Source organism: Sphingopyxis sp. GC21, from assembly GCF_025727575.1.
GTDB classification, from domain to species: Bacteria; Pseudomonadota; Alphaproteobacteria; order Sphingomonadales; family Sphingomonadaceae; genus Sphingopyxis; species Sphingopyxis terrae_A.
Genome location: NZ_CP095845.1, coordinates 682,424 through 702,864, shown reverse-complemented (window position 1 = coordinate 702,864; position 20,441 = coordinate 682,424). Strand labels below are relative to the sequence as shown.

General features: G+C 67.2%; 26 protein-coding genes. 14 read left to right on the top strand and 12 right to left on the bottom strand.

Annotation, left to right across the window (positions count from 1 at the left end):
• Window positions 1–110: 110 nt before the first annotated feature.
• From MU856_RS03410 to pal, 14 genes are all read left to right on the top strand, one after another.
• Window positions 111–431 carry a DUF1244 domain-containing protein gene (locus MU856_RS03410; RefSeq protein ID WP_062902117.1) on the top strand — a complete coding sequence of 107 codons (321 nt, stop codon included), beginning with the start codon at window positions 111–113 and terminating at the stop codon, window positions 429–431.
• Window positions 432–494: 63 nt separating this feature from the next.
• Window positions 495–737 carry a DUF2312 domain-containing protein gene (locus tag MU856_RS03405; RefSeq protein WP_003039223.1) on the top strand — a complete coding sequence of 81 codons (243 nt, stop codon included), beginning with the start codon at window positions 495–497 and terminating at the stop codon, window positions 735–737.
• Window positions 738–953: 216 nt separating this feature from the next.
• Window positions 954–1,271, top strand: coding sequence for a YbjQ family protein (locus MU856_RS03400; RefSeq protein WP_058812003.1), 318 nt, complete (start codon window positions 954–956; stop codon window positions 1,269–1,271).
• An 82-nt stretch (window positions 1,272–1,353) separates the two neighbouring features.
• Window positions 1,354–2,100 carry a YebC/PmpR family DNA-binding transcriptional regulator gene (locus MU856_RS03395; protein ID WP_003039229.1) on the top strand — a complete coding sequence of 249 codons (747 nt, stop codon included), beginning with the start codon at window positions 1,354–1,356 and terminating at the stop codon, window positions 2,098–2,100.
• Between the two features lie 105 nt (window positions 2,101–2,205).
• Entirely contained in the window at window positions 2,206–2,679 is a 474-nt protein-coding gene (gene ruvC / locus MU856_RS03390; RefSeq protein WP_062902116.1) for a crossover junction endodeoxyribonuclease RuvC, read from the top strand.
• A gap of 49 nt (window positions 2,680–2,728) precedes the next feature.
• A complete protein-coding gene (gene ruvA / locus MU856_RS03385) occupies window positions 2,729–3,328 on the top strand; it encodes a Holliday junction branch migration protein RuvA (RefSeq protein WP_062902115.1) in 600 nt (199 codons plus the stop codon).
• On the top strand, window positions 3,325–3,735 hold the full coding sequence (locus tag MU856_RS03380) for a GFA family protein (RefSeq protein ID WP_062902114.1): 411 nt from the start codon (window positions 3,325–3,327) through the stop codon (window positions 3,733–3,735). The genes ruvA and MU856_RS03380 overlap by 4 nt, the downstream gene beginning before the upstream one ends.
• The gene (gene ruvB / locus MU856_RS03375) at window positions 3,728–4,768 is read left to right on the top strand and encodes a Holliday junction branch migration DNA helicase RuvB (RefSeq protein WP_062902113.1); all 1,041 of its coding nucleotides are present in this window, start codon (window positions 3,728–3,730) and stop codon (window positions 4,766–4,768) included. The genes MU856_RS03380 and ruvB overlap by 8 nt, the downstream gene beginning before the upstream one ends.
• A 102-nt stretch (window positions 4,769–4,870) precedes the next feature.
• Window positions 4,871–5,335, top strand: a complete 465-nt coding sequence (locus MU856_RS03370) for a YbgC/FadM family acyl-CoA thioesterase (RefSeq protein WP_058811999.1) — start codon at window positions 4,871–4,873, stop codon at window positions 5,333–5,335.
• On the top strand, window positions 5,329–6,027 hold the full coding sequence (tolQ, locus tag MU856_RS03365) for a protein TolQ (protein WP_003039244.1): 699 nt from the start codon (window positions 5,329–5,331) through the stop codon (window positions 6,025–6,027). Before MU856_RS03370 ends, tolQ begins: the two co-directional genes overlap by 7 nt.
• Window positions 6,027–6,542 carry a protein TolR gene (tolR, locus tag MU856_RS03360; RefSeq protein WP_086456699.1) on the top strand — a complete coding sequence of 172 codons (516 nt, stop codon included), beginning with the start codon at window positions 6,027–6,029 and terminating at the stop codon, window positions 6,540–6,542. Before tolQ ends, tolR begins: the two co-directional genes overlap by 1 nt.
• A 10-nt stretch (window positions 6,543–6,552) precedes the next feature.
• On the top strand, window positions 6,553–7,377 hold the full coding sequence (locus MU856_RS03355) for a hypothetical protein (protein ID WP_062902111.1): 825 nt from the start codon (window positions 6,553–6,555) through the stop codon (window positions 7,375–7,377).
• Between the two features lie 5 nt (window positions 7,378–7,382).
• The gene (gene tolB / locus MU856_RS03350) at window positions 7,383–8,750 is read left to right on the top strand and encodes a Tol-Pal system beta propeller repeat protein TolB (RefSeq protein ID WP_082819925.1); all 1,368 of its coding nucleotides are present in this window, start codon (window positions 7,383–7,385) and stop codon (window positions 8,748–8,750) included.
• Window positions 8,751–8,862: 112 nt separating this feature from the next.
• Window positions 8,863–9,378: a peptidoglycan-associated lipoprotein Pal gene (pal, locus tag MU856_RS03345; protein ID WP_174531846.1), complete on the top strand. Its 516-nt coding sequence runs from the start codon at window positions 8,863–8,865 to the stop codon at window positions 9,376–9,378.
• Here pal and MU856_RS03340 read toward each other — a convergent pair.
• Genes MU856_RS03340 through gspD form a run of 12 tightly spaced genes read right to left on the bottom strand, consistent with a single transcriptional unit; the run spans window position 9,365 to window position 20,437 of the window.
• Window positions 9,365–10,138, bottom strand: a complete 774-nt coding sequence (locus tag MU856_RS03340) for a prepilin peptidase (RefSeq protein WP_062902110.1) — start codon at window positions 10,136–10,138, stop codon at window positions 9,365–9,367. The two genes, pal and MU856_RS03340, sit on opposite strands and share 14 nt — an antisense overlap.
• Window position 10,139: 1 nt before the next feature.
• Window positions 10,140–10,859, bottom strand: a complete 720-nt coding sequence (locus MU856_RS03335) for a type II secretion system protein N (RefSeq protein ID WP_263588367.1) — start codon at window positions 10,857–10,859, stop codon at window positions 10,140–10,142.
• Complete coding sequence (gspM, locus tag MU856_RS03330; RefSeq protein ID WP_062902108.1) at window positions 10,859–11,341, bottom strand: type II secretion system protein GspM; 483 nt, start codon at window positions 11,339–11,341, stop codon at window positions 10,859–10,861. The genes MU856_RS03335 and gspM overlap by 1 nt, the downstream gene beginning before the upstream one ends.
• Window positions 11,338–12,483, bottom strand: a complete 1,146-nt coding sequence (gene gspL / locus MU856_RS03325; RefSeq protein ID WP_062902107.1) for a type II secretion system protein GspL — start codon at window positions 12,481–12,483, stop codon at window positions 11,338–11,340. The genes gspM and gspL overlap by 4 nt, the downstream gene beginning before the upstream one ends.
• Before the next feature lies 1 nt (window position 12,484).
• Window positions 12,485–13,492, bottom strand: coding sequence for a type II secretion system minor pseudopilin GspK (gene gspK / locus MU856_RS03320; RefSeq protein ID WP_263588366.1), 1,008 nt, complete (start codon window positions 13,490–13,492; stop codon window positions 12,485–12,487).
• Window positions 13,489–14,178: a type II secretion system minor pseudopilin GspJ gene (gene gspJ / locus MU856_RS03315; protein ID WP_263588365.1), complete on the bottom strand. Its 690-nt coding sequence runs from the start codon at window positions 14,176–14,178 to the stop codon at window positions 13,489–13,491. The genes gspK and gspJ overlap by 4 nt, the downstream gene beginning before the upstream one ends.
• A 35-nt stretch (window positions 14,179–14,213) precedes the next feature.
• Entirely contained in the window at window positions 14,214–14,591 is a 378-nt protein-coding gene (gspI, locus tag MU856_RS03310; RefSeq protein WP_062902105.1) for a type II secretion system minor pseudopilin GspI, read from the bottom strand.
• On the bottom strand, window positions 14,581–15,069 hold the full coding sequence (locus tag MU856_RS03305) for a GspH/FimT family pseudopilin (RefSeq protein ID WP_062903157.1): 489 nt from the start codon (window positions 15,067–15,069) through the stop codon (window positions 14,581–14,583). The genes gspI and MU856_RS03305 overlap by 11 nt, the downstream gene beginning before the upstream one ends.
• On the bottom strand, window positions 15,044–15,523 hold the full coding sequence (gspG, locus tag MU856_RS03300) for a type II secretion system major pseudopilin GspG (RefSeq protein ID WP_040589238.1): 480 nt from the start codon (window positions 15,521–15,523) through the stop codon (window positions 15,044–15,046). The genes MU856_RS03305 and gspG overlap by 26 nt, the downstream gene beginning before the upstream one ends.
• Window positions 15,524–15,535: 12 nt before the next feature.
• Window positions 15,536–16,753 carry a type II secretion system inner membrane protein GspF gene (gene gspF, locus MU856_RS03295; protein WP_062903155.1) on the bottom strand — a complete coding sequence of 406 codons (1,218 nt, stop codon included), beginning with the start codon at window positions 16,751–16,753 and terminating at the stop codon, window positions 15,536–15,538.
• A complete protein-coding gene (locus tag MU856_RS03290; protein ID WP_263588364.1) occupies window positions 16,746–18,248 on the bottom strand; it encodes a GspE/PulE family protein in 1,503 nt (500 codons plus the stop codon). Before MU856_RS03290 ends, gspF begins: the two co-directional genes overlap by 8 nt.
• A complete protein-coding gene (gspD, locus tag MU856_RS03285) occupies window positions 18,245–20,437 on the bottom strand; it encodes a type II secretion system secretin GspD (RefSeq protein WP_058811989.1) in 2,193 nt (730 codons plus the stop codon). The genes MU856_RS03290 and gspD overlap by 4 nt, the downstream gene beginning before the upstream one ends.
• Window positions 20,438–20,441 lie beyond the last annotated feature (4 nt).

Below are 20,441 nucleotides of genomic sequence, written 5' to 3'. Positions count from 1 at the left end.
TGCTCCGCTTGTCTCTTGATCTACAATATCGCTACGGCCGCGTGGCATGGCGCGTTGCCTGCCGAAGCGCAACCGCCGTATAGCTATTCATCCACAGACCGGAGAATGTCATGTCGTGCAGCGATGACCAACCGATGACCGCCGACCCCCTCGACAGCATCGACGATGCCGTCGCCGCGGCGGCCTTCCGCCGCCTTGTCCGCCTGCTCCGCCACCGCAGCGACGCGGCGAATATCGACCTGATGGGCCTCGCGGGTTTTTGCCGCAACTGCCTGGGCGACTGGATCGCCGAAGCGGGCGACCTCGACAAGGAAAGCGCCCGCGCCATCGTCCACGGCATGCCGACCGCCGAATGGAAGGCGCGCTTTCACGTTGTCGCCACCCCTCAGCAGCTTGCCCGCATGGAAGAAAGCATGGCCAAGAATCCCTGACCCCGCTAATCGGACGCCCGAGGCGATTCTCGCCACAACCATCCATATCCATCGGAGCATAAAATGAGCGAAGCCACGACTGCCGACGAACAACTGCGCCTTTTCATCGAGCGCATCGAGCGGCTGGAAGAAGAGAAAAAGGGCATCGCCGACGATATTCGCGACGTTTATCTGGAATCGAAGTCGCAGGGCTATGATCCCAAGATCATGCGCCAGATCGTGCGCCTGCGCAAAATGCCGGTCCACGACCGCAAGGAAATGGAAGCGATCCTCGACGTTTACAAATCGGCGCTCGGCATCGTCTGAACTCCGAAAAATCGCTGTCCTACATTATCGGGCCGCGCCACCCCCTTCGCCATGTCACCCGTCACGCCTTCCTTTGCCCGGTCCACCAGGCAATTTCGGCGTGACGGGTATCATGGCACCGGAGGGGAGCGACAAGTTTGACAACTTCCGCGAAACCGGCGGTCCGGCACCGCCTCTCCGCTTGAAGCATTGACCGCAGACGCCAGGGAGGAAGATATGTTCAGCACCACGACCAACGCTGTCGAAGGCCATCCGGTCCGCGAATATCTGGGCATCGTTACCGGCGAGGTGATCGTTGGCGCGAACCTGTTCCGCGACCTGTTCGCCAGCATCACCGACATCGTTGGCGGCCGCTCGGGCAAATATGAAGATGTCCTCGCCCGCGCCCGCAAGGAAGCGATTGGGGAAATGGAAGCCGAAGCCGCGCGCCTTGGCGGCAACGCCGTGATCGGTGTCGATCTCGACTATGAAGTGCTCGGCCAGAACGGGTCGATGCTGATGGTCAGCGCTTCGGGAACCGCCGTGGTTGTCTGATCGGCGCCGCCGCCCGTAGTTGTCTGCGACCGCGCTTCGCGCTAGGGGCGGCCCCAGATTTTTCCGTTAAGGGAGGTAGGCCGTGGCCGGCCATAGCAAATTCAAGAACATCATGCACCGCAAGGGTGCGCAGGACAAAAAGCGCAGCAGCCTCTTTTCGAAGCTCAGCCGCGAAATCACCGTGGCGGCGAAGATGGGCCTGCCCGATCCCGACGCCAATGCCCGCCTCCGCGCGGCGGTTAACGCCGCCAAGGCGCAGTCGATGCCCAAGGACAATATCCAGCGCGCGATCGACAAGGCCGCGGGCAATGATGGCGAGAATTACGAGGAAATCCGTTACGAAGGCTATGGCCCCGGCGGCGTGTCGCTGATCGTCGAGGCGCTGACCGACAATCGCAACCGCACCGCGACCAACGTGCGCACCGCGTTCAGCAAGAATGGCGGCAACCTCGGCACGTCGGGCAGCGTCAGCCACGGCTTCGACCGGCTCGGCATGATCAGCTATGCGGCAAGTGCGGGCGATGCCGACACCGTCTTCGAAGCCGCGCTCGATGCGGGCGCCGACGATGTCGAATCGACCGAAGACGGCCATGACATCTGGACCAGCGTCGATTCCTTGCACGAAGTCGCAAAGGCGCTCGAAGCCAAGCTGGGCGAAGCCGAAGGCGTGAAACTCGCCTGGCGCCCGACGCTGAAAAGCGAAGTCGCCGACGAAAGCGTCGCGCAAACGCTGTTCAAGCTGATCGACACGCTCGACGACGACGATGATGTGCAGACCGTGTGGGGCAATTACGAAATCCCCGACGCGGTGATGGAAAAGCTCGGATGACAAACCCCTCCCCTCCCGCTTGCGGGAGGGGCCGGGGGTGGGCCGATGCACGGCGCGCCGCTTGCCCACCCCAAACCCCTCCCGCAAGCGGGAGGGGCTTCTAACATGATCATCCTCGGCCTCGACCCCTCGCTCAGCTGCACCGGCTGGGGCATCATCCGCGTCGAGGGCAGCCGGATCAGCCACATCGCCAACGGTCAGATCAAGACCGACGCAAAGGCGCCCCTGCCCGACCGGCTGGCGTATCTCGATACTGCACTCGCGGCCGTGATCGCCGACCATGCCCCGGCGCAGGCAGCGGTCGAGGAAGTGTTCGTCAACGACAATCCGCAATCGACGCTGAAGCTCGCGCACGCGCGCGGCGTCGTCCTGCTCGGCTGCGCGCGCGGCGGGCTGACCGTCGCCGAATATGCGCCGCGCCTCGTCAAGAAGGCCATCGTCGGAACCGGCGGCGCGGCGAAGGAGCAGGTGCAGGCGATGCTGCGTATCCTGCTGCCGGGCGCGAAGGTCGCGGGCGCCGACGCGGCCGACGCGCTGGCGGTCGCGATCTGCCATGCGAACCACCGGCCGCGCTTCTGATGATTTCAAATTTGTTCCCTTTTCATTCCTACCGCGCTAGCACGGCGAAATGATCGCAAAACTCACTGGAAGGCTCGACAGCAGCGGCGCAGGCCATGCGGTGATCGATGTCGGCGGCGTCGGTTATCTGGTCGAGGCATCGGCGCGCACGCTCGACGCGCTCGGCCCGGTCGGCGGCGATGTCACCATCCACACCGAAATGCTGGTGGGCGAGGATTTCCTCCGCCTGCTCGGCTTCGCCCGCGCCGAGGAACGCGACTGGTTCCGGCTGCTCACCAGCGTTCAGGGCGTCGGCGCAAAGGTCGCGCTCGCGATCCTCTCCGCGCTCGAAGTCGCCGACCTGCAACGCGCGCTCGCCAGCGGCGACAGCGCGATGATCGCGCGCGCGAACGGGGTCGGACCGAAGCTCGCACAACGCATCGCGCACGAACTGAAGGACAAGGCAGGCGCACTGGGCGGGATCGCCGGCACCGGTCCCGCGGCCGTCCCGGCCGCCGGCCCGCTCGGCGATGCCGTGACCGCCCTCACCGGCCTCGGCTTCAAACCTGGCGAAGCGAGCGCCGCCGTCGGCGCGGCGAGCGAGGAACTGGGCGCGGGCGCCACTCTGGATGCGCTGGTTCGCGTCGCGCTCAAAAAGGCGGCGAAATGACCGCCCTCACCCGCCACGCCTCGTGCCGCTGCGGCCAGATCCGCATCGCCTGCACCGGTGAGCCGATCCGCGTGTCGGTGTGCCACTGCCGCGAGTGCAAGGCGCGCAGCGGCAGCGCCTTTGCCGCGCAGGTCCGCTTTCCCGTCGAGCAGGTCCGCATCGAGGGCGAAGCGAGCGCGAAGATGTGGCAATATACCGGCGACAGCGGCAACACCGCCGACTTCTTCTTTTGCGGCACCTGCGGTTCGGGCGTCTGGTATCGCGCGCGCCCCTATCACGATGCCTACGCGATCCCGCTCGGCAATTTCGCGCCCGGCCACGGCTTCGTCCCCGACTATTCGGTGTATGAGGAACGCAAGGAGCCTTGGGTTTCGATCACCGGCGAGGCAATAGAGCATTATGACTGAGCCCGCCCTGACGACGCCGATCCGCACCCCCGAGGATGCCGACGCCGCGCTGCGGCCGAAGTCGCTCGCCGAGTTCGTGGGTCAGGCGGCGGCGCGCGAGAATCTGCGCATCTTCATCGAGGCGGCAAAGGCGCGCGCCGATGCGCTCGACCATGTGCTCTTCTTCGGCCCGCCGGGGCTGGGCAAGACGACGCTGGCACAGATCGTTGCGAAGGAGCTGGGCGTCGGTTTCCGGTCGACCAGCGGCCCGGTCATCGCCAAGGCGGGCGACCTTGCCGCGCTGCTCACGAATCTGGAGGATGGCGACGTCCTCTTCATCGACGAAATCCATCGCCTGTCGCCTGCGGTCGAGGAAATCCTCTATCCCGCGATGGAGGACCGCGCGCTCGACATCATGATCGGTGAAGGGCCGTCGGCGCGCAGCGTGCGGATCGACCTGCCCAAATTCACCCTCGTCGGCGCGACCACCCGGCAGGGGCTGCTGACGACGCCGCTGCGCGATCGCTTCGGCATCCCGGTGCGGCTCAATTTCTACACGCATGCCGAACTCGAACAGGTGATCGGCCGCGCCGCCCGCCTGCTCGGCCTCGGCATCGCGCCCGACGGCGCGCTCGAAATCGCGAAGCGTTCGCGCGGCACACCGCGCATCGCCGGGCGCCTGCTCCGCCGCGTGCGCGATTTTGCGACAGTGGCGGGGGCGCAGATCGTCGACGCGCGGGTGGCCGACGCGGCGCTCAACCGGCTGGAGGTCGATGCGCTGGGCCTCGACGCCATGGACCGCCGCTACCTTACCATGATCGCCGACATCTATCGCGGGGGGCCCGTGGGGGCCGAAACGCTGGCGGCGGGCCTCAGCGAGCCGCGCGACACGATCGAGGATGTGATCGAACCCTACCTCCTCCAGATCGGCCTGATCGCCCGCACCGCGCGCGGCCGCTGCCTCAACGCCAGCGCGTGGAAGCATCTGGGCCTCAATCCGCCCGCTGGCGTGCAGGACGGACTATTCGATTCTGGCGGCGGCGCGGCAAAATAGGACGGAAAAGTGCGGCTTTGAATCCGTCAACCGGCCCCGCGCTGCGACGAACCGTTCAAGAGGGCTTTGCGACGAGTCGAAGCATCGCTATCGCTCGCAACTATGGTTGACGTTCCGCCTCCTTTCATCCCCGGCGCCTTTGTCGGGGCCGCGCATCATTACCGGCTGCGCGTCTATTTCGAGGACACCGACCTCAGCGGCATCGTCTATCACGCCAATTATCTGCGCTATATGGAGCGTGCCCGGTCGGACATGCTGCGCATCGCCGGGATCGACCAGCGCGCGGCGATGGAAGCGGGCGAAGGCGCCTGGGCCGTAACCGACCTTGCGATCAAATATGTACGCCCGGCCAAGCTCGACGACGATTTGCTGGTTATCAGCACCGTCGAGGCGGTGCGCGGCGCGAGCGTGATTATCGCGCAACGCATCCTTCGCGGTCAGGACGAGTTAACCAACGGGCGTGTTACCGCAGCCTTTCTGTCGCCCGAGGGCCGGCCGCGCCGCCAGCCCGCCGGGTGGGCCAGCCGCTTTACCGCGATCATGAATGGAGAGACCATCCCTTGCTAGACAATATCAAGCTGGCCGCCGACGCGGCGACCTTGTCCCCCATCGCGCTGTTCCTGCAGGCCGATATCATCGTGAAGGCGGTAATGATCGGGTTGCTCGCCGCGTCCATCTATGTGTGGGCGGTGATCTTCACCCACGGCCGCGGCGTCGGCAAAATGATGAAGGCGTCGGACAGCTTCGAGCGCGATTTCTGGCGCGCCGACAATATCGACAAATTCTACGACAAGAATGGCAATGAAGAATTGCCGAGCGCGAAGGTGCTGGCTGCGGGGATCGGCGAGTGGCGCCGTTCGACGCGGAGCAAGGTCATCGACCGTGAAGGAACGCGCGAACGGCTGGGCATTGCGATGAACAGCGCCGTCGCCGGCGAGGTCGATCGGCTCGCCGAAAAGATCGGCACGCTGGCCACCATCGGTTCGGTTGCGCCCTTCGTCGGCCTGTTCGGGACGGTGTGGGGGATCATGCGCAGCTTCACCGCGATTGCCGCGTCGAACAACAGCAGCCTCGCCGTCGTTGCGCCGGGGATCGCCGAGGCGCTGTTCGCAACCGCGATCGGGCTGTTCGCGGCCATTCCCGCGGTGATTGCCTATAACGCCTTTTCGCAGCGGCTGAACCGGCTCGAATCGCGGCTCGGCCGCTTTGCCGATGGCCTGCACGCGACCTTCAGCCGCGAACTGGAGGTCGAAGCCTGATGGCGATGACCGGACCTTCGGGCGGCGTCGGCGGCCGGCGTCGCGGGCGCGGCGGGCGCCGGGCGCCGATGTCGGAGATCAACGTCACCCCGCTCGTCGATGTCATGCTGGTGCTGCTGATCATCTTCATGATCACCGCGCCGCTGCTTGCCTCGGCGGTGCCGATCGACCTGCCCGAAAGCCGGGCCAAGCCGATCGAAACCGAGGAGCAGGAGCCGGTGCAACTGTCGATCAATGCCGACGACACGCTGTATATCGGCGATCAGGTCGTCCCCGAGGCCGAACTGCCGGCCCGCCTCGATGCCATCGCGCGCGAAACGAAGGACGGCGACAAGCCGCGCCAGATCATGCTGCGCGCCGACAAGGGGCTCGACTATGGCCGGGTGATGCGCGTGATGGGCGAACTCAACCGCGCCGGCCTGTCGCGTATCGCGCTGGTGACGACAGGCGCCGACACCGATACCGCCGCTGCCGCCGAAAGCGCGGTCACGGACGGTTCAGAAACGCAGCCATAGGGTCAAGATCATGGCCGAAACGCGGGCATATGGGGCAACACAGGGACGCGGCATCGCCGTGGCCGTCGCCGCGCATGTCGTGATTATCGTACTGTTGTCAGTGCAATGGACCGCGGGCCAGCGCCGTTTCGACAATCCGCCGATGGAGGTCGATCTGATCGCGGAGACGGCGCCGCAATCGACCGCGCCGGTCATCAACGCCAATCCCCCCGCCGCACGGCTGGGCGAAGAGGATGCGGCCGATATCGCCGCGCCGCCCGAACCGGTGCCGACGCCGCCGCTGCCCGAGCCCGTCGTCCGCCCGACGCCCGCCCCTGCACCAAAGCAGGTCGCGAAGCCCGTTCCGGCGACACCCAAGAAATCCCCGCCAGCGGCCCAGAAGGCGCCGCCGCGGCCGACACCCAAGGCCGAACCGAAAAAACAGTCGTCGCGGCCCACTGGCCGTCTCGACGGCATCGTCGACGGGCTGAGCCGTTCGCAGCCAAAGGCACCGGCTTCCAAGGGCGCACCGGCCGCCGCGACGGCGGCCGAGGTCAAGCGCTCGATCGACGTCAGCATCAAGGCCGCCGTCGGTCCGCGCTGGAACGGATGCCGCATCAGCGGCGTCGATGTCGATCAACTCAAGACCGTGGTCAAATTCCGCCTGACCCAGTCGGGGGCGCTCGCCGGATTTACCAGCGTCGAGACGAGCGGCCAGAACGACAGCAACAAATTCCAGGTCCAGCGGCATCAGGAATGCGCCAAGCGTGCCATCGAACTCGCCGCCCCCTTCGACCTGCCCGAGGAAAATTACAGCTTCTGGCAGAATTACACGCTCGATTTCATCAAGAGGTAAGAGAGATGCCGCTTCGCTCCATCGCCCTCCCGCTCGCGCTCATGCTGTCCGTCGCCCCGGCGTTGGCGCAGGTCGCATCGCCCACACCCGCCCTCGCGGTCCCCACCGAACCGCGCGAAACGATCGAAGGCACGCTGTCCCAGGACCGCACGGTCATCGCGGTTCCCGCTTTCGCCACGCCTGCCGTCACCACCGTCGCCGGGCTGCGCACCGACAATCTGGGGCGGCAGATCGCCGATGTGATCGCCGCCGACCTTGAACGCAGCGGGCTTTACGCGCCGCTCGGCCCCGGCAGCGTTCGCGCGATCAGCATGGCGGAAGTGCGCGCGCCGCGCTTCGCCGACTGGCAGGCGCGCAACGCCGAAAATGTCGTCCATGGCTTCGTCCAGACGAACAGCACCGGCGGCTTCGTCGTCGGCTGCTATCTCTATGACACCCAGCTCGGCAGCGAGCTGGTGCGGCAGGGTTTCGAAATCCAGCCGGGCGACTGGCGCCGTGCCGCGCACAAATGCGCCGACGCCATCTATTCGCGTCTGTCGGGGGAATCGCCCTTCTTCGACAGCCGCGTCGCCTATATCGCCGAGAGCGGGCCGAAGGGGAACCGGATCAAGCGCCTTGCGATCATGGATTCGGACGGCGGCAACCACCGCTTCATCACCAATGGTCAGGCGCTGGCGCTGTCTCCCCGTTTCTCGCCCGATTACAAGAAGATCGTCTATGTCAGCTATCTGAACGACCGCGTCCGCGTCTTCATCTATGACGTCAATGGGGGCACGCAGAAGCTGGTGACCGAAAGCCGCAACGCGACCTTCGCGCCGCGCTGGTCGCCCGATGGCCGGCAGATCCTCTTTTCGATGGCGGTCGGCGGCAACACCGACATCTATCGCATCTCGACCGAAGGCGGCACGCCGGTGCGGTTGACCAATGCCCCCGGCATCGACGTCGGCGGCAGCTTTTCGCCCGACGGCAAGAAGATCGTCTTCGAAAGCGACCGGTCGGGCAGCCAGCAAATCTATACGATGAATGTTGACGGGTCCGATCAGCGCCGGATCAGCTTCGGCGGCGGTCGCTATGCGACGCCCGAATGGTCGCCGCGCGGCGACCTGATCGCCTTCACCAAAATGGGCGGCGGCGAGTTCCGCATCGGCGTGATGACCCCCAGCGGCAGCGGCGAGCGGCTGCTGACCAACAGCTGGCAGGACGAAGCGCCGACCTGGTCGCCCAACGGCCGCGTGATCCAGTTCTTCCGCACCACATCGGGCCGCGAGGGCAAATCGACGATCTGGCAGGTCGACCTGACCGGCGTGAACCTGCGCCGGTTGCCGACGCCGCAGGACGGGTCCGACCCGAGCTGGGGCCCGATCCTGCCCTGAGGCGCGCCGGCGCGCGCGGAACCAAAGGAAAACCGCGGGGTTCAATCCTGTGTTAAATTGACGTTCATCGCATTTCGCCACGACTGAAAACGCAACAAAAAGGACAGACGACATGACGATACGCAAAACCACCGCGATGATCGCGGCGATCACCATGCTGACTGTGGGTGCCTGTTCGAAGAAGGCCCCCGAAACGCTGCCGCCAGCCCCCGAAGGAACCGACACCGGGACCGGTACGGGAACCGACCCCAATGCGGTCGTTCCGGGGTCGCAGCAGGACTTCATCGCCAACGTCGCCTCGGACCGCATCTTCTTCGGCTTCGATCAATATAATGTCGATGCAGAGGATATGGCGACGCTGCAAAGCCAGGCGCAATGGCTGCAGCGCAATCCCGCGGTGCGCGTGACGATCGAAGGTCATGCCGACGAACGCGGTACCCGCGACTATAATATCGCGCTCGGCGAACGCCGCGCCAACGCTGCGAAGAATTATCTCGCCTCGCTCGGCATCGACCCGAGCCGTATGAATGTCATCAGCTATGGCAAGGAAAGGCCGGCCGAACTCGGATCGAACGAGGAAGCCTGGGCGAAGAACCGCCGCGCGGTGACGGTCGTTATCGGCCGCTGATCAACGGCCAAAGCGGCACCGTCGCCCAAGCGGCGGTGCAAGCGAACACACCGAAGGGGACGGCCCGCATCGACAGCGGGCCGTCCCCTTTTCGTTGCGCGCCAAACGCCCAGACCAGCCCGCCCAGGCTGGCGAGCAGCAACAGCAGCGGCAGTGCCTGCCACCCGATCCAGCACCCGATCGCCGCGACCAGCTTGGGATCGCCGCCCCCCATCCCCTCGCTCGCACGCACGCGCCGGTAGGCGGCAGCGATGGCTGCAAGGACCAGCCCACCCGCCACCGCGCCGATCCAGCGATCGAGCAGACTTACTTCGAGCAGCGGCCCGGCGAGCAGCAGTCCGGCGAGCGCCAGCACCACGTTGAGCGGATCGGGCAGCCACATATGCCGCGCGTCGAGCAGCGCGAGCGGCAGCAACAGCCAGCCAAACAGCGCCCAGAGCCAGCCCGCCGTGCCGGGCATCAGCGCGAGCGCCGCTGCCCCGATCGCCGCCGACAACAATTCGACCCGCCAATGCAGCGCGTCAATCGGTGCGCCGCAATGACGGCAGCGACCGCGCGCCGCGATGGCCGACAGCAGGGGTATAAGGTCGCGCGCGGTCAGCGCCGTGCCGCACGCATCGCAATGCGAACGCCCGCGCAACACCGACCGCCCCAGCGGCCAGCGCAGCACCAGCGTCGCCAGGAAGCTACCGAGCAGCAACCCCGCCAAAGCGGCCAAGCCGACGCCCATGCCAAAGGGCAAGGCGTCGAACGCCGCCATGTCAGAATCGGCCCGTGGTCGCCAGCACGTAGCCGTCCGACGCCGGACGGAAGCCGAGCATCGTCAACGCCGCCGCCATCGACGGATCGTCGTCGACGGTGATCGCGAACTGCGCGCGCCACGCGCCACGACCGTCAAACCCCAGCGTCAGCCGCTCCATCCCCGACTGGCTGCTCAGCGCCGCCTGTGCACGCCCGTTCGCACAGCTCAGCGGGCCCGACAGCCCGCGCGCCAGATCCAGACCGGCAATCGGCGCCGCGATCGAAAGCTGCACCCGTCCGCTTGCTTCTACGCATTTCCCGTCATTGTCGAAGCGTGTGGTGGCGCCTTCGAAGCGGAGGGTGTCGACGGGGATCGCGCGGAGGCCGCCCGCGAGCGTCGTGACGCCGTTAACGTCGGCGGCGCCGCGCGGGTTGGTGCCGTAGAGTCGGCCCGACAAGGCGCCCAGCCGATCGTCCTGGCGCGCAAAGGCGAGTTCCGTGCTGCCCGTCAGCAGGGCGAGCGGCGACAGGCTGGCCTTGACCGTGCCGAGCGGGAGAGCGCCCAATCGCGCGTCGACAAGTTCGCCCGACCAGACCGAGCCGCGCACCGTCCGCGCGCTGAAGCCCGCGTCGGCGACCCCAGCGAGCGACAATGCCAGCCGCATCGGAAAGGTCGCGGCGATCAGCAGCAGCGCGAGCAGTGCCGCGGCGGCGATCCAGAGACGGTGCGAGCGGGCCATCACTGTCCGCCCTTGCGCAGTTCGGCGGTCATGCCCACCGTGCCGTCGGCGGCCGGGGTGACCGTGAGCTGATCGACAACGAACCCCTGCGTCTCGAGCGCGGCGAGCCAGTCGTTGAGGACGGGCGCCTTCGCGGTCGCGATGGCGATGGTTGCCTGCGCCGTTCCGCGCGCTTCGTTACGGTCGAGCGTCAGGCCGATCTCGCCCGCGGATTGCGCCAGAAACTGGTCGATCGCTACCGCATCGGTGGCGGCGGCAACCGCTTTCGCCGGACGCTGCGACAAAAGATGCACCTTGGCCGCGACGCGCCCTTCGCGCTCGATCGCGGCGGCATGGTCGCTGCCAAGATCGACCAGCGCCGCATAGGCCGGACGGCCGAGCGCCCAGACGAGCACCGTCAGCGCCAGCGCCGCGGCAACGCCGACAAGCCAATGCTCGCGCCGCGACAAACCCGCCCACCAATTGCGCATCCTGTCGATCATGGCACCGCCCGAACCGTAATATTTGCCATCTGTTGGCCGTCGGTGCCCGCCATCGGCTGCGCGGTCACGCGATAGCCGCGCGCCTGCAGCGCCAGCAGCACCTTGTTGAGATCATCGACGCGCGGCCCCGCCAGCGTCGTCGTCAGCGTCCCGTCGGTGCGGTGCGACAGCGTCTTGAGCGTCACCCCCGGCGTGTCGCGCATCGCATCGAACAGCGCCGACGCCGGGACCGAAAAGGCAAGCGGGCCGCCGCCCGCGCTGGCCAGCCGGCGATCGACTTCGGCTTCCGCCGCGGTCGCATCAGGAGCTTCGATCCCCAGCGTCGCCGCAGCCGCGACAACTGCGGCATCGGCGCGGCGGGTGTCGGCGGCAAGGCGCACCGCATAAGCGACCGGGATCAGCAGGCTGACGATCAGCAACGCCGCGAGCAGGCGCTTGCCGATCCGCACCAGATCCGGATCGACCGCCCAGCGGCGCTTCGGCTTCCAGCTTCCGCTCAACAGATCAAGCGGCGGCGCGGCGAGCGAGAGCAGCAACGCTTCCCGCGCCGCATCGGCGCCCAGCGGGACGATCGTCCGCTCCTGCGCGACCAGCGCGTCGATTTCCGGATCGGAGCGCCATGCCCGATCGGCCGAGCGCAGGATCGCTTCGCCGCCAAGTTCGGCAGTCCACAAATGATCGGCGTCGGGCGGCGGCAAGATGGCGGCGGCGGGAAGGATCGCCGCGGCGGTCAGCCCCTCTGCCGCGAGCCAGCCAGTCCAGGCCGTCATCGCGGCGTGGGCGGTGACGGCCACCGGCACCGCCTGTCCGGTCTCGGCCGGCTCACCGGCCACGATGTGCAGTCCGGCCGCGTCGCCCAGACTGTCGCGCAGCGCGTCGATCCGCGCCGCCGCCGCCGCCTGCGCGGGGGCCGCATCGGGATAGGCGCGCCAATGGATCGGCACGTCGCCTGCAGGGGCGAGTGCAATGAGTCGATCGTCGCCCGCGTCGTCCTGTGGTTTCTCCCAGGCGTCGACCCAGCCGTCGTCCTGCCCGCTGTCGACGATCACGCCATCGTCGATGCGCAGCCAGGCGGGCCGTGCGGGTTCGTCGCCACCGAGCGCCGCCGCCGACGGCAGCCAGAGGATCAGCGTCCGCGCCACGTCAGTCGGCCTCGCCCCAGTCCCGGCGGACGATGACCGGCGGCGCCTGACCGGCGCCCGGCGCGCCGCCATTGACGTCGATAAGCGAATGTGCCGTCAAAAACCCGTCCCCAATCGTCACTTGCGTCGTCAGCGTGAGCCACCGGCTGGTCACCGCGGCCTGTTCGCCCACGTCGGTGGGCGGATCGAGCCGGGCGAGCGAGCGCGCCTCCCAGAATCGCACGCTGCTGCCATAGCCGCCAGCGGGCCGGGCCGCCAGCGCCGCCCGCGCATCGGCGATGCTGATCTGCCCCGGCATCAGCATCGCGATCAGCGGCGCCTGTTCGGGGCGCAGCGTGTTGACGTTCAGCTTCACCGGTTCGGCGCGCGGCAACGCGCATATCCACGGCTTCAGCCGCGCATAGATTTTGGGCGTCACGCCGCGCACCGCGCGCAATTCGCTGACATCGGCCATCTTGCGGTTTGCGGGCAGGTAGGCGCCGGGGAGCGCGCGATAGACGCCGTCTTCGGCGCCGAGCGGCCCGTCGTTGCCGTCGCTGTCGATCCAGTCGGCCGCCGCGCCGGAAATCGCCATCGCCTGCCCGCGGTCGATACCGAGCAGCACCATCAGCTCGGTAAATTGCGCGGTAGCGCCCGACCGCTGGCTGAGCTTTCTCGGCGCGGTTTCGGCGGCCAGGCTGTTGAGATTGAAGCAATTGTCGGCATCGCTCAGTCGCGCGCTCCCCTGCCCGCCCGGCAGCGGCAGGATAAAATCGCGGTCGAGCCAATCGCCATCATTCGACAGTCGCGACGGATCGCGCGCCACCAGATTGGCGACGCGCCGCAGCGCAATCTGTTCGGCGGCAAAGGCATAGGCGCGTCCCTGATCGACCGTCGCGGCGCTGCCCGCGATCCGCGTCGCAAGCGTCAACCGGTCGAGCGCGGTCGCTGCGATCACCGCCATGACCGCGACGAGCAGCAACACGCTGAGCAGCGCCGCCCCGCGATCGTCCCGTGTCGGCCCGGTCATGGCGTCGCCCCAGTCGGCGAAGGCGGCGGTGGTGGGAGCGTCGGCGCGGTCAGGAACAGCATCGTCAGCGGCGGCCGCCCGGCACGGGTCAATCGCACCTCGACCGCGCGCGGCAAACGGTCGTCGGGATCGCTCGACCAGCTTTCGCTCCAGTTGCCGCGCTCGTCGCGGTAGCGCACCGCAGCCGCCGAAACGTCGCCGACCAGCCGGTCACCGTCGCCGAGCGTCGTGCCGTCGAGCGTCGGCTGCACCGCGCGGCGCCACTCACCTCCGATCAGGGCATAGCCGACGCGTTCGACATCGGGCCGCGCGCCTCCCTCGATCGTCGCCGCGCCCGCATGAACGAAGGCGAAGCCGTTCGCCGAGCCGGTGAAGGCCGGAACCGCCTCGCCCGCCGCGCCGCGCGTCGGCCGCTGCACCGCCTGCGCCAAATCATTCGCCATGACCGCGCGGATGCGGTTCATCCCGCTCATGGCCTTGAGCCGCGTCTGTACCGCCTCTTGTGTGTCAACGCTGCTGCGTAGCAGGCTCACCCCCATCGCCGCGATCGCGGCAAAGAGCGACAGCGCAACGAGCATTTCGACGAGGGTGAAGCCGTGCTGGCCTATCGCAACCTCGGTTCGTGCTGAGCCTGTCGAATCACCGCTCTTTTCTTTGACGCCGAAGAAAGGACGGCCCTTCGACAAGCTCAGGGCAAAGGGAGAAGAAATGCGAATGTGCCTCATCGCGCCGCCCGGATGATCGTCAGCGCCGCCTGCCCGCGCCCCGTCTCCGGCCGGACGATCAGGTCGATACGCAGCAGGCTGTCGTCGGCGGTCGGCGCAATGCGTTGTTCGATGCGCCAGTTGCGCCCGGCATTGGTCACGCTGGTCGTGCTGGCGCCGATCGTCGGCGGCGCCGGATCGGTCCAGAGTTCGACGGCACGATTCTGCGCGACGATGCCCGCGACGGTGCTCTCGTCGAGATCGCCCGCGGTTCGCACCGCATAGGCATCGAGCCGGACGAGCGTCAGCGCCGCAATGCTGATGATGCTGAGCGCAACGAGCATTTCGAGCAGCGTGAACCCGCGCTGGCCGGCGATGGACGGCCTAGCGATCACGGCTGACCTCTCCGGTTGCCGAAACGCGGACCACTTCGCGCGCGTCGCCGCCCGCCAGCACCACCGCCTGCGGCGTTGGGCTGGTGCCGACGCGGTCGAACAAGATGCGCGCCGCGCCCTGCCCGTCGCCAGCGGCGAAGCGAATATCGGCGGGCCAATTGCGCTGCGCAAAGGCCCGGCCGGGCAAAGGCGCCCAGGCACCGTCGATGCGACGTTCGAAACCATAGCCCGACGGCGCGAAATTGACCGCGACACTGCGCCCCTCGACCACCGCGACGTCGCGCGCCGCGGCGAGCCGCGCCGCCAGCCGATCGGCCTCGTTGCGCACGCTGCGTTCCTCGCCCGGGATGGTCAGCACGACGGCGGTCGCGGCCAGCGCCAATATCGTCAGAACGACCATCAGTTCGACCAGCGTGAAGCCGCGCGCCTTGCCGCGCCGGAGGCGACCGCGGTCAGCTGTCCCCGTGAATGTCGGCATTTTCGTCGGTCCCGCCGGGCGCGCCATCGGCGCCGAGCGACCAGACGTCGAACGGCTTTCCGTTCGCGGCGGGTGCCTGATAATTATAGGGACGTCCCCAAGGATCGCTCGGCAGTTTCTTGATATAGCCGCCGCGGCGGTAGCGTTCGGGCTGCGCCAGCGACGGCGGCGGCGTCGACAGTGCGTTCAGCCCGTCGGTCGTCGCCGGATAAGTCAGATTGTCGAGCCGATATTGTTCGAGCGCATTCTCCAGCGTCGCAATATCGGCCTTAGCCTTCGTCACCATCGCCTTGTCCTGGCTGGGCAGGACGTTGATCAGCACGACCGTCGCGAGCAGCCCGATAATGAAGATAACGACCATCAATTCGGTAAGCGTGAAGCCGCGCTCGTCGCGCTTGCGGCGGCGCCGCGGCGGGCGTGAGGGATCGAGCATCAGGCGAAGGAAAAGCTGCATCAGCGACATTTATTATAGCCCTGCAAGGTTCTGCAACTGGAGGATCGGAAGCAGGATGGAAAGGATGATAAGCGCGACGCAAGACCCCATAATGACAATTATGACAGGTTCGAGTAGCGCCATCGAAGCGGCGGTAAAACGGTCGAATTCGCGTTCGAGATAATCGGCGGCGCGTTCGAGCATCTGTTCGAGTCGACCCGCGCTTTCGCCGCTCGCGGTCATGTAGACGAGCAGCGGCGGAAACACGCCGGCATCGCGCAGCGCCGACGACAGGCTGCTGCCCGCGCGGACCTGATCGACGATGCGGCCGGTTGCACTGGCAAGCGCGGCGTTGCGGATTGTCGGCACGGTGAGCCGCAACCCCTCGACCAGCGGCAGCCGGCTCGACACCATCGTCGCGAGCGTCCGGGCGAAGCGGGCGGCATAGAGGTCGCGCAGCAGGCGGCCGAGCAGCGGCAGGCGGAGCAACCGGGCATCGACCCCCGCCTTGAAGGCTGGGCGGCGCATCGCGCTGACCCAGCCGAAAATCGCGCCCGCGATCAGCAGCAGCATCAGCCACCACCAGTTCGCCGCAAAGCTGGAAACCGCGATGACCGCGCGGGTCAGGAAAGGCAGTTGCTGCCCGACGTCGTCGAATTGTTCGACGACGCGCGGGACGACAAAGATCATCAGCGCCGCGACGACCCCGATCGCGACAACCGCGAGCACCACAGGATAGGCAAGCGCGGCGATCAGCTTGCCGCGCACCTGCGCCTGGCGTTCGAGCAGGTCGGCCAGCCGCGCGAGGATCGTCGTCAAACTACCCGTGGTTTCGCCCGCCGAGACCATCGCGCGGTAGAGCGGCGGGAAACTGGCCGGCTGCCGTGCCATCGCGTCGGCAAGGCGGCGGCCTTCAAGCAGGCCCGCATGCACATCGCCGATCACCGCGCGCGCGCTTTCGGCCTCGCTCTGGCGCGTCAACGTGCGCAGCGCCTCTTCGAGCGGCGCGACTTCGGCGAGCGTCGCAAGCTGGCGCGTGAAGAGCGCCAGTTCCTTCGCGCTCAACCGCGCGCTGCGAAAGGCGAAAAGCGACCGCGCCGGCGCGGCGCGCGTACCCGCTTCCTCGACCGCGACGATATGGAATTTTCGCGCGGCAAGGTTGGCTCGCGCAGCGTCGTCGTTGGCGGCGGTCAATCGTCCCTTGCGCTCGCGGCCCTGGGGATCGATCGCCACATAGCGATAATCAGGCATCGACATCCTCGCGCCGCGCGATGCGGATCGCTTCCTCCGGCGTCGTGATCCCCTTTGCGACCATCGCGCGGGCCGCGCTGGCGAGCGTCGGCGCCTTCAGAAAGGCGTGCTTCGCGATCATCGACTCGTCGCCGCCGGCATAGATGTAGCGTCGCACCGTCTCATCGACCTTGATCGCCTCGAACACGCCGATCCGGCCCTTGAAGCCCGTATGTCCGCATTCATCGCAGCCCTTGGGCCGCCAGATCACGGTGCCGATGTCGAGGCCGAGCATCGCGGCAATGCCATTGTCGGCCTGCACCGGCTCGCGGCACGTCGGGCACAGCTTGCGCACCAGACGCTGCGCGAGCACGGCACGCAGGGTCGAGGCGAGCAGAAAGGGTTCGACCTTCAGATCCTTGAGGCGCGTGATCGCGCCGACCGCGTCGTTGGTGTGGACGGTCGACAGGACGAGGTGGCCGGTAAGCGATGCCTGCACCGCAATATCGGCGGTTTCGCGGTCGCGGATTTCGCCGATCATCACGACGTCCGGGTCCTGGCGCAGGATAGCGCGCAGCCCCGCCGCGAAATCAAGCCCGACCTTCGCATTGACCTGCGTCTGGCCGACGCCCTCGACCGCATATTCGACCGGATCTTCGACGGTGAGGATATTGCGCTGACCGTCGTTGAGTTGCTTCAGCGCTGCATAGAGCGTGGTCGTCTTGCCCGAACCCGTCGGCCCGGTGACGAGAATGATGCCATTGGGTTCGGCCAGCGCCTCGCGCAGGATGCGGTCGGCCTCGCCGGACAGGCCGAGCACGTCGAAATCGATGCCCGCGGTATCCTTGTCGAGGATGCGCATGACGACGCGCTCGCCCGCGCGACTGGGCAGCGTCGACACGCGGACGTCGATCGCCTTGCCCGCCAGCGTCAGCGCGATGCGACCGTCCTGCGGCACTCGGCGTTCGGCAATGTCGAGCCGCGCCATGACCTTGATGCGGCTGACGACGACGGGCGCGACATGCGGGGGCATGCGCAGATGTTCGCGCAGCACGCCGTCGGCGCGCATCCGCACGACAAGGCCGCTCTCATAGGGTTCGATATGGATATCGCTGACCCCCTGGCGCACCGCTTCGGCGATGATCGCGTTGATGAGGCGGATCGCGGGGGCATCATCGGCGCTGTCGAGCAGATCCTCGGCGCTCGGCATGCCGCTCGCAATCAGATCGATGTCGCCGCCATCGAGCGAGCCTGCCATTGCCGCCGCCGACGCGTCGACCGCATAATGGTCCGAGAGCAGCCGGTCGAAATCGGCGACGCTTGCCGTCACGACCCGCAGCGGGGCGGCGAGGTAGCGCTTTACCTCGATCAGCACCGCCGGGTCGCTCCCCTCGCGCAGCGTCGCGAGCCAGCCTTCACCGTCGGGTGCGATAACGACGCCGTGACCGCGCGCGAAGCCATAGGGGATGTCGACCGGCACCGTCTGCGGCGCGGCGGCCGGCACAGCGTCGGTCACGGCTGGCCTCCCTCGGACGGCGGCACATCGACGGGCGTGACGCTGCCGTCCGGACGGCGCAGCGCAGGCTGCTCCCCCGGCCCGACCGTCACGTCGGCGGCCGTCGCCGCGCTCGGCAGCGGCGGCGTCGTGCCCATATAATCCCGCACCAGCGTGTCGATCGCGGGTTCCTCGCCGGGATTCCGGCGCAGCTGGAAGTCGCGGATATAGCCATAGCGGCGCGCCGTCAGTGCGGCGTTGTCCTCGGCATTTTTGAGGATCGTCGGGCGGATGAAGACCATCAAATTGGTCTTGGCACGGCTGCGGCTGCGTGATTTGAACAGTTCGCCGATCAGCGGGATGTCGCTGAGCAGCGGAATCCGCTCGATCGTCTTGCGTTCGTCGTCGTTGAGCAGTCCCCCGATAGCGAGGATCTGACCGTCGTCGACAGTCAGCGTCGTTTCGAACGAGCGCTTGTTGAGGATGAGGTCACTGTTGCGCGACGACACGGGGCCGGCGACGCTCGACACTTCCTGACGCAGGAACAGCTTGACCTCGCCCGCGCCATTGACCTGCGGCGTGACTTCCAGCTTGATGCCGACCTCCTCGCGCTGGACGGTGCGGAAGGCATTGTCGAAATTCTTGCTCAGCGCCTCGCCGGTGGTGATCGGAACTTCCTGCCCGACCAGGAATTTCGCGGCCTGATTGTCGAGCGTGACGATGTGCGGCGTCGCGAGCAGGTTCGACGTCGTATCCGATTTCACCGCATTGATGATCGCGCCAAACACCGTGTTCTTGCCGATGTCGCCCGCGAAGCCGGCAAAGCCGCCGGTGGCCGAGAGCAGCGACGCCGCCGCGGCTTCCTGCAGGCTGCTGCCGAGCGCGCTCGACGTCTGGGTCACGACGGTCGTGCCGTCGACGGTCGTCGAATCCTGCGTCAGCTTGGTCGCGGCATAAGCGCCCCCCAGCGTCAGGATATTGGGCTGGGCATTGCCATAGCTCGTCGCGGCGAAGGGGATATTCTTGCCGCCGAGCAGGAACTGGACGCCGAGGCGCTTTGCCGCATCGTCGCCGATTTCGACCACGATCGCCTCGACAAGCACCTGCGGACGGCGCGCGTCGAGTTGGCGGATCAGTTCGCCGAGCATCCGCTGCACATCGGCATTGGCGGCGACGATGATCGCGTTCGCGCCTTCGTAGCGGGTGACGATCGCCGGACCGCGCGTCGCGATGCTGCCGCCCGCCCCGCTGACCGTGGTCGGCGCGGCGCTGGCGGTGGTCGTGGCCGCGGGGGCCGGAGTGCCGCCGCTGCCACCCGACGAAGACGATGAGGATGCCGGCGGCAATCCCGCCTTCTGCGCCGGGTCGCTGCCGCCGCCGACAAGCTGTTGCAGCGTCGGGAGCAGCGTTTCGGCATTGGCATGTTCCAGCCAATAGACGCGCAATTCGGTACCGCCCGCTGCGCGCATGTCGAGGTCGCGCGCCATCGACACGAAGCGCGCAACCATCGCCTGATCGCCGCGCAGTGCCACCGCATTGCTGCTGTCGATCGGAACGATCGCGACCGGCGCCTGCGCGCCCTCGCCCGCCGCCGGGACCAGCGCCTGAAGCGCGGCGGCAATTTCGCGCGCGCCAGCGTTTTTCAGCGCAACGACCTCGCTGGTCGATGTATCGCGGTCGATGCTCGACGCGAGCGCACGGATGCGCCGGATATTGTCGGCGAAATCAGCAACAACGAGGCTGTTCGCATTGCGGTTTGCGGTCAGCGAGCCCTGCGGGCTGACCAGCGGGCGCAGCGTTTCGACAGCCGCCATCGCGTCGATATGGCGCAGCCGGATGATTTCGGTGACAAACTGGTTCTGCGCCGCACCGCCGCTGCCGATGCGCGTCGGCTGCGTCGCCGCGCCGTCGATCGGCTGGATGCGATAGCTGCCGTTGGGATTGGGCACCGCGACCAGTCCGTTCGCGCGCAGCGTCGAGAGGAAAATTTCGAAATATTCGCTGCGCGACAGCGGCCGGTCGGTGACGACCGATACCTTGCCGTTGACACGCCCGTCGATCACGAACGTCCGCCCCGTGATCCGCGCCGCATCCTGGATGAAGGCGCGAACGTCGGCGTCGCGGACGTTCAGCGTATATTGGGCCAGCACGGGAACGGGGGTCGCCGAAACAAGGGCGGCGGCCAGCATGAGAGAGAGTTTGAGGCGCATAAAA

Excerpts from the sequence above, each read along its gene's own strand:
- MU856_RS03400 (WP_058812003.1), top strand. The coding sequence starts at position 954 with ATGTTCAGCACCACGACCAACGCTGTCGAAGGCCATCCGGTCCGCGAA.
- MU856_RS03355 (WP_062902111.1), top strand. The coding sequence starts at position 6,553 with ATGGCCGAAACGCGGGCATATGGGGCAACACAGGGACGCGGCATCGCC.
- tolR (WP_086456699.1), top strand. The coding sequence starts at position 6,027 with ATGGCGATGACCGGACCTTCGGGCGGCGTCGGCGGCCGGCGTCGCGGG.
- MU856_RS03305 (WP_062903157.1), bottom strand. The coding sequence starts at position 15,069 with ATGCCGACATTCACGGGGACAGCTGACCGCGGTCGCCTCCGGCGCGGC.
- MU856_RS03370 (WP_058811999.1), top strand. The coding sequence starts at position 4,871 with ATGGTTGACGTTCCGCCTCCTTTCATCCCCGGCGCCTTTGTCGGGGCC.
- pal (WP_174531846.1), top strand. The coding sequence starts at position 8,863 with ATGACGATACGCAAAACCACCGCGATGATCGCGGCGATCACCATGCTG.
- gspD (WP_058811989.1), bottom strand. The coding sequence starts at position 20,437 with ATGCGCCTCAAACTCTCTCTCATGCTGGCCGCCGCCCTTGTTTCGGCG.
- MU856_RS03340 (WP_062902110.1), bottom strand. The coding sequence starts at position 10,138 with ATGGCGGCGTTCGACGCCTTGCCCTTTGGCATGGGCGTCGGCTTGGCC.
- MU856_RS03410 (WP_062902117.1), top strand. The coding sequence starts at position 111 with ATGTCGTGCAGCGATGACCAACCGATGACCGCCGACCCCCTCGACAGC.
- MU856_RS03405 (WP_003039223.1), top strand. The coding sequence starts at position 495 with ATGAGCGAAGCCACGACTGCCGACGAACAACTGCGCCTTTTCATCGAG.
- gspG (WP_040589238.1), bottom strand. The coding sequence starts at position 15,523 with ATGCAGCTTTTCCTTCGCCTGATGCTCGATCCCTCACGCCCGCCGCGG.
- ruvC (WP_062902116.1), top strand. The coding sequence starts at position 2,206 with ATGATCATCCTCGGCCTCGACCCCTCGCTCAGCTGCACCGGCTGGGGC.
- gspF (WP_062903155.1), bottom strand. The coding sequence starts at position 16,753 with ATGCCTGATTATCGCTATGTGGCGATCGATCCCCAGGGCCGCGAGCGC.
- ruvA (WP_062902115.1), top strand. The coding sequence starts at position 2,729 with ATGATCGCAAAACTCACTGGAAGGCTCGACAGCAGCGGCGCAGGCCAT.
- gspK (WP_263588366.1), bottom strand. The coding sequence starts at position 13,492 with ATGACCGGGCCGACACGGGACGATCGCGGGGCGGCGCTGCTCAGCGTG.
- ruvB (WP_062902113.1), top strand. The coding sequence starts at position 3,728 with ATGACTGAGCCCGCCCTGACGACGCCGATCCGCACCCCCGAGGATGCC.
- gspM (WP_062902108.1), bottom strand. The coding sequence starts at position 11,341 with ATGATCGACAGGATGCGCAATTGGTGGGCGGGTTTGTCGCGGCGCGAG.
- MU856_RS03335 (WP_263588367.1), bottom strand. The coding sequence starts at position 10,859 with ATGGCCCGCTCGCACCGTCTCTGGATCGCCGCCGCGGCACTGCTCGCG.
- tolB (WP_082819925.1), top strand. The coding sequence starts at position 7,383 with ATGCCGCTTCGCTCCATCGCCCTCCCGCTCGCGCTCATGCTGTCCGTC.
- MU856_RS03380 (WP_062902114.1), top strand. The coding sequence starts at position 3,325 with ATGACCGCCCTCACCCGCCACGCCTCGTGCCGCTGCGGCCAGATCCGC.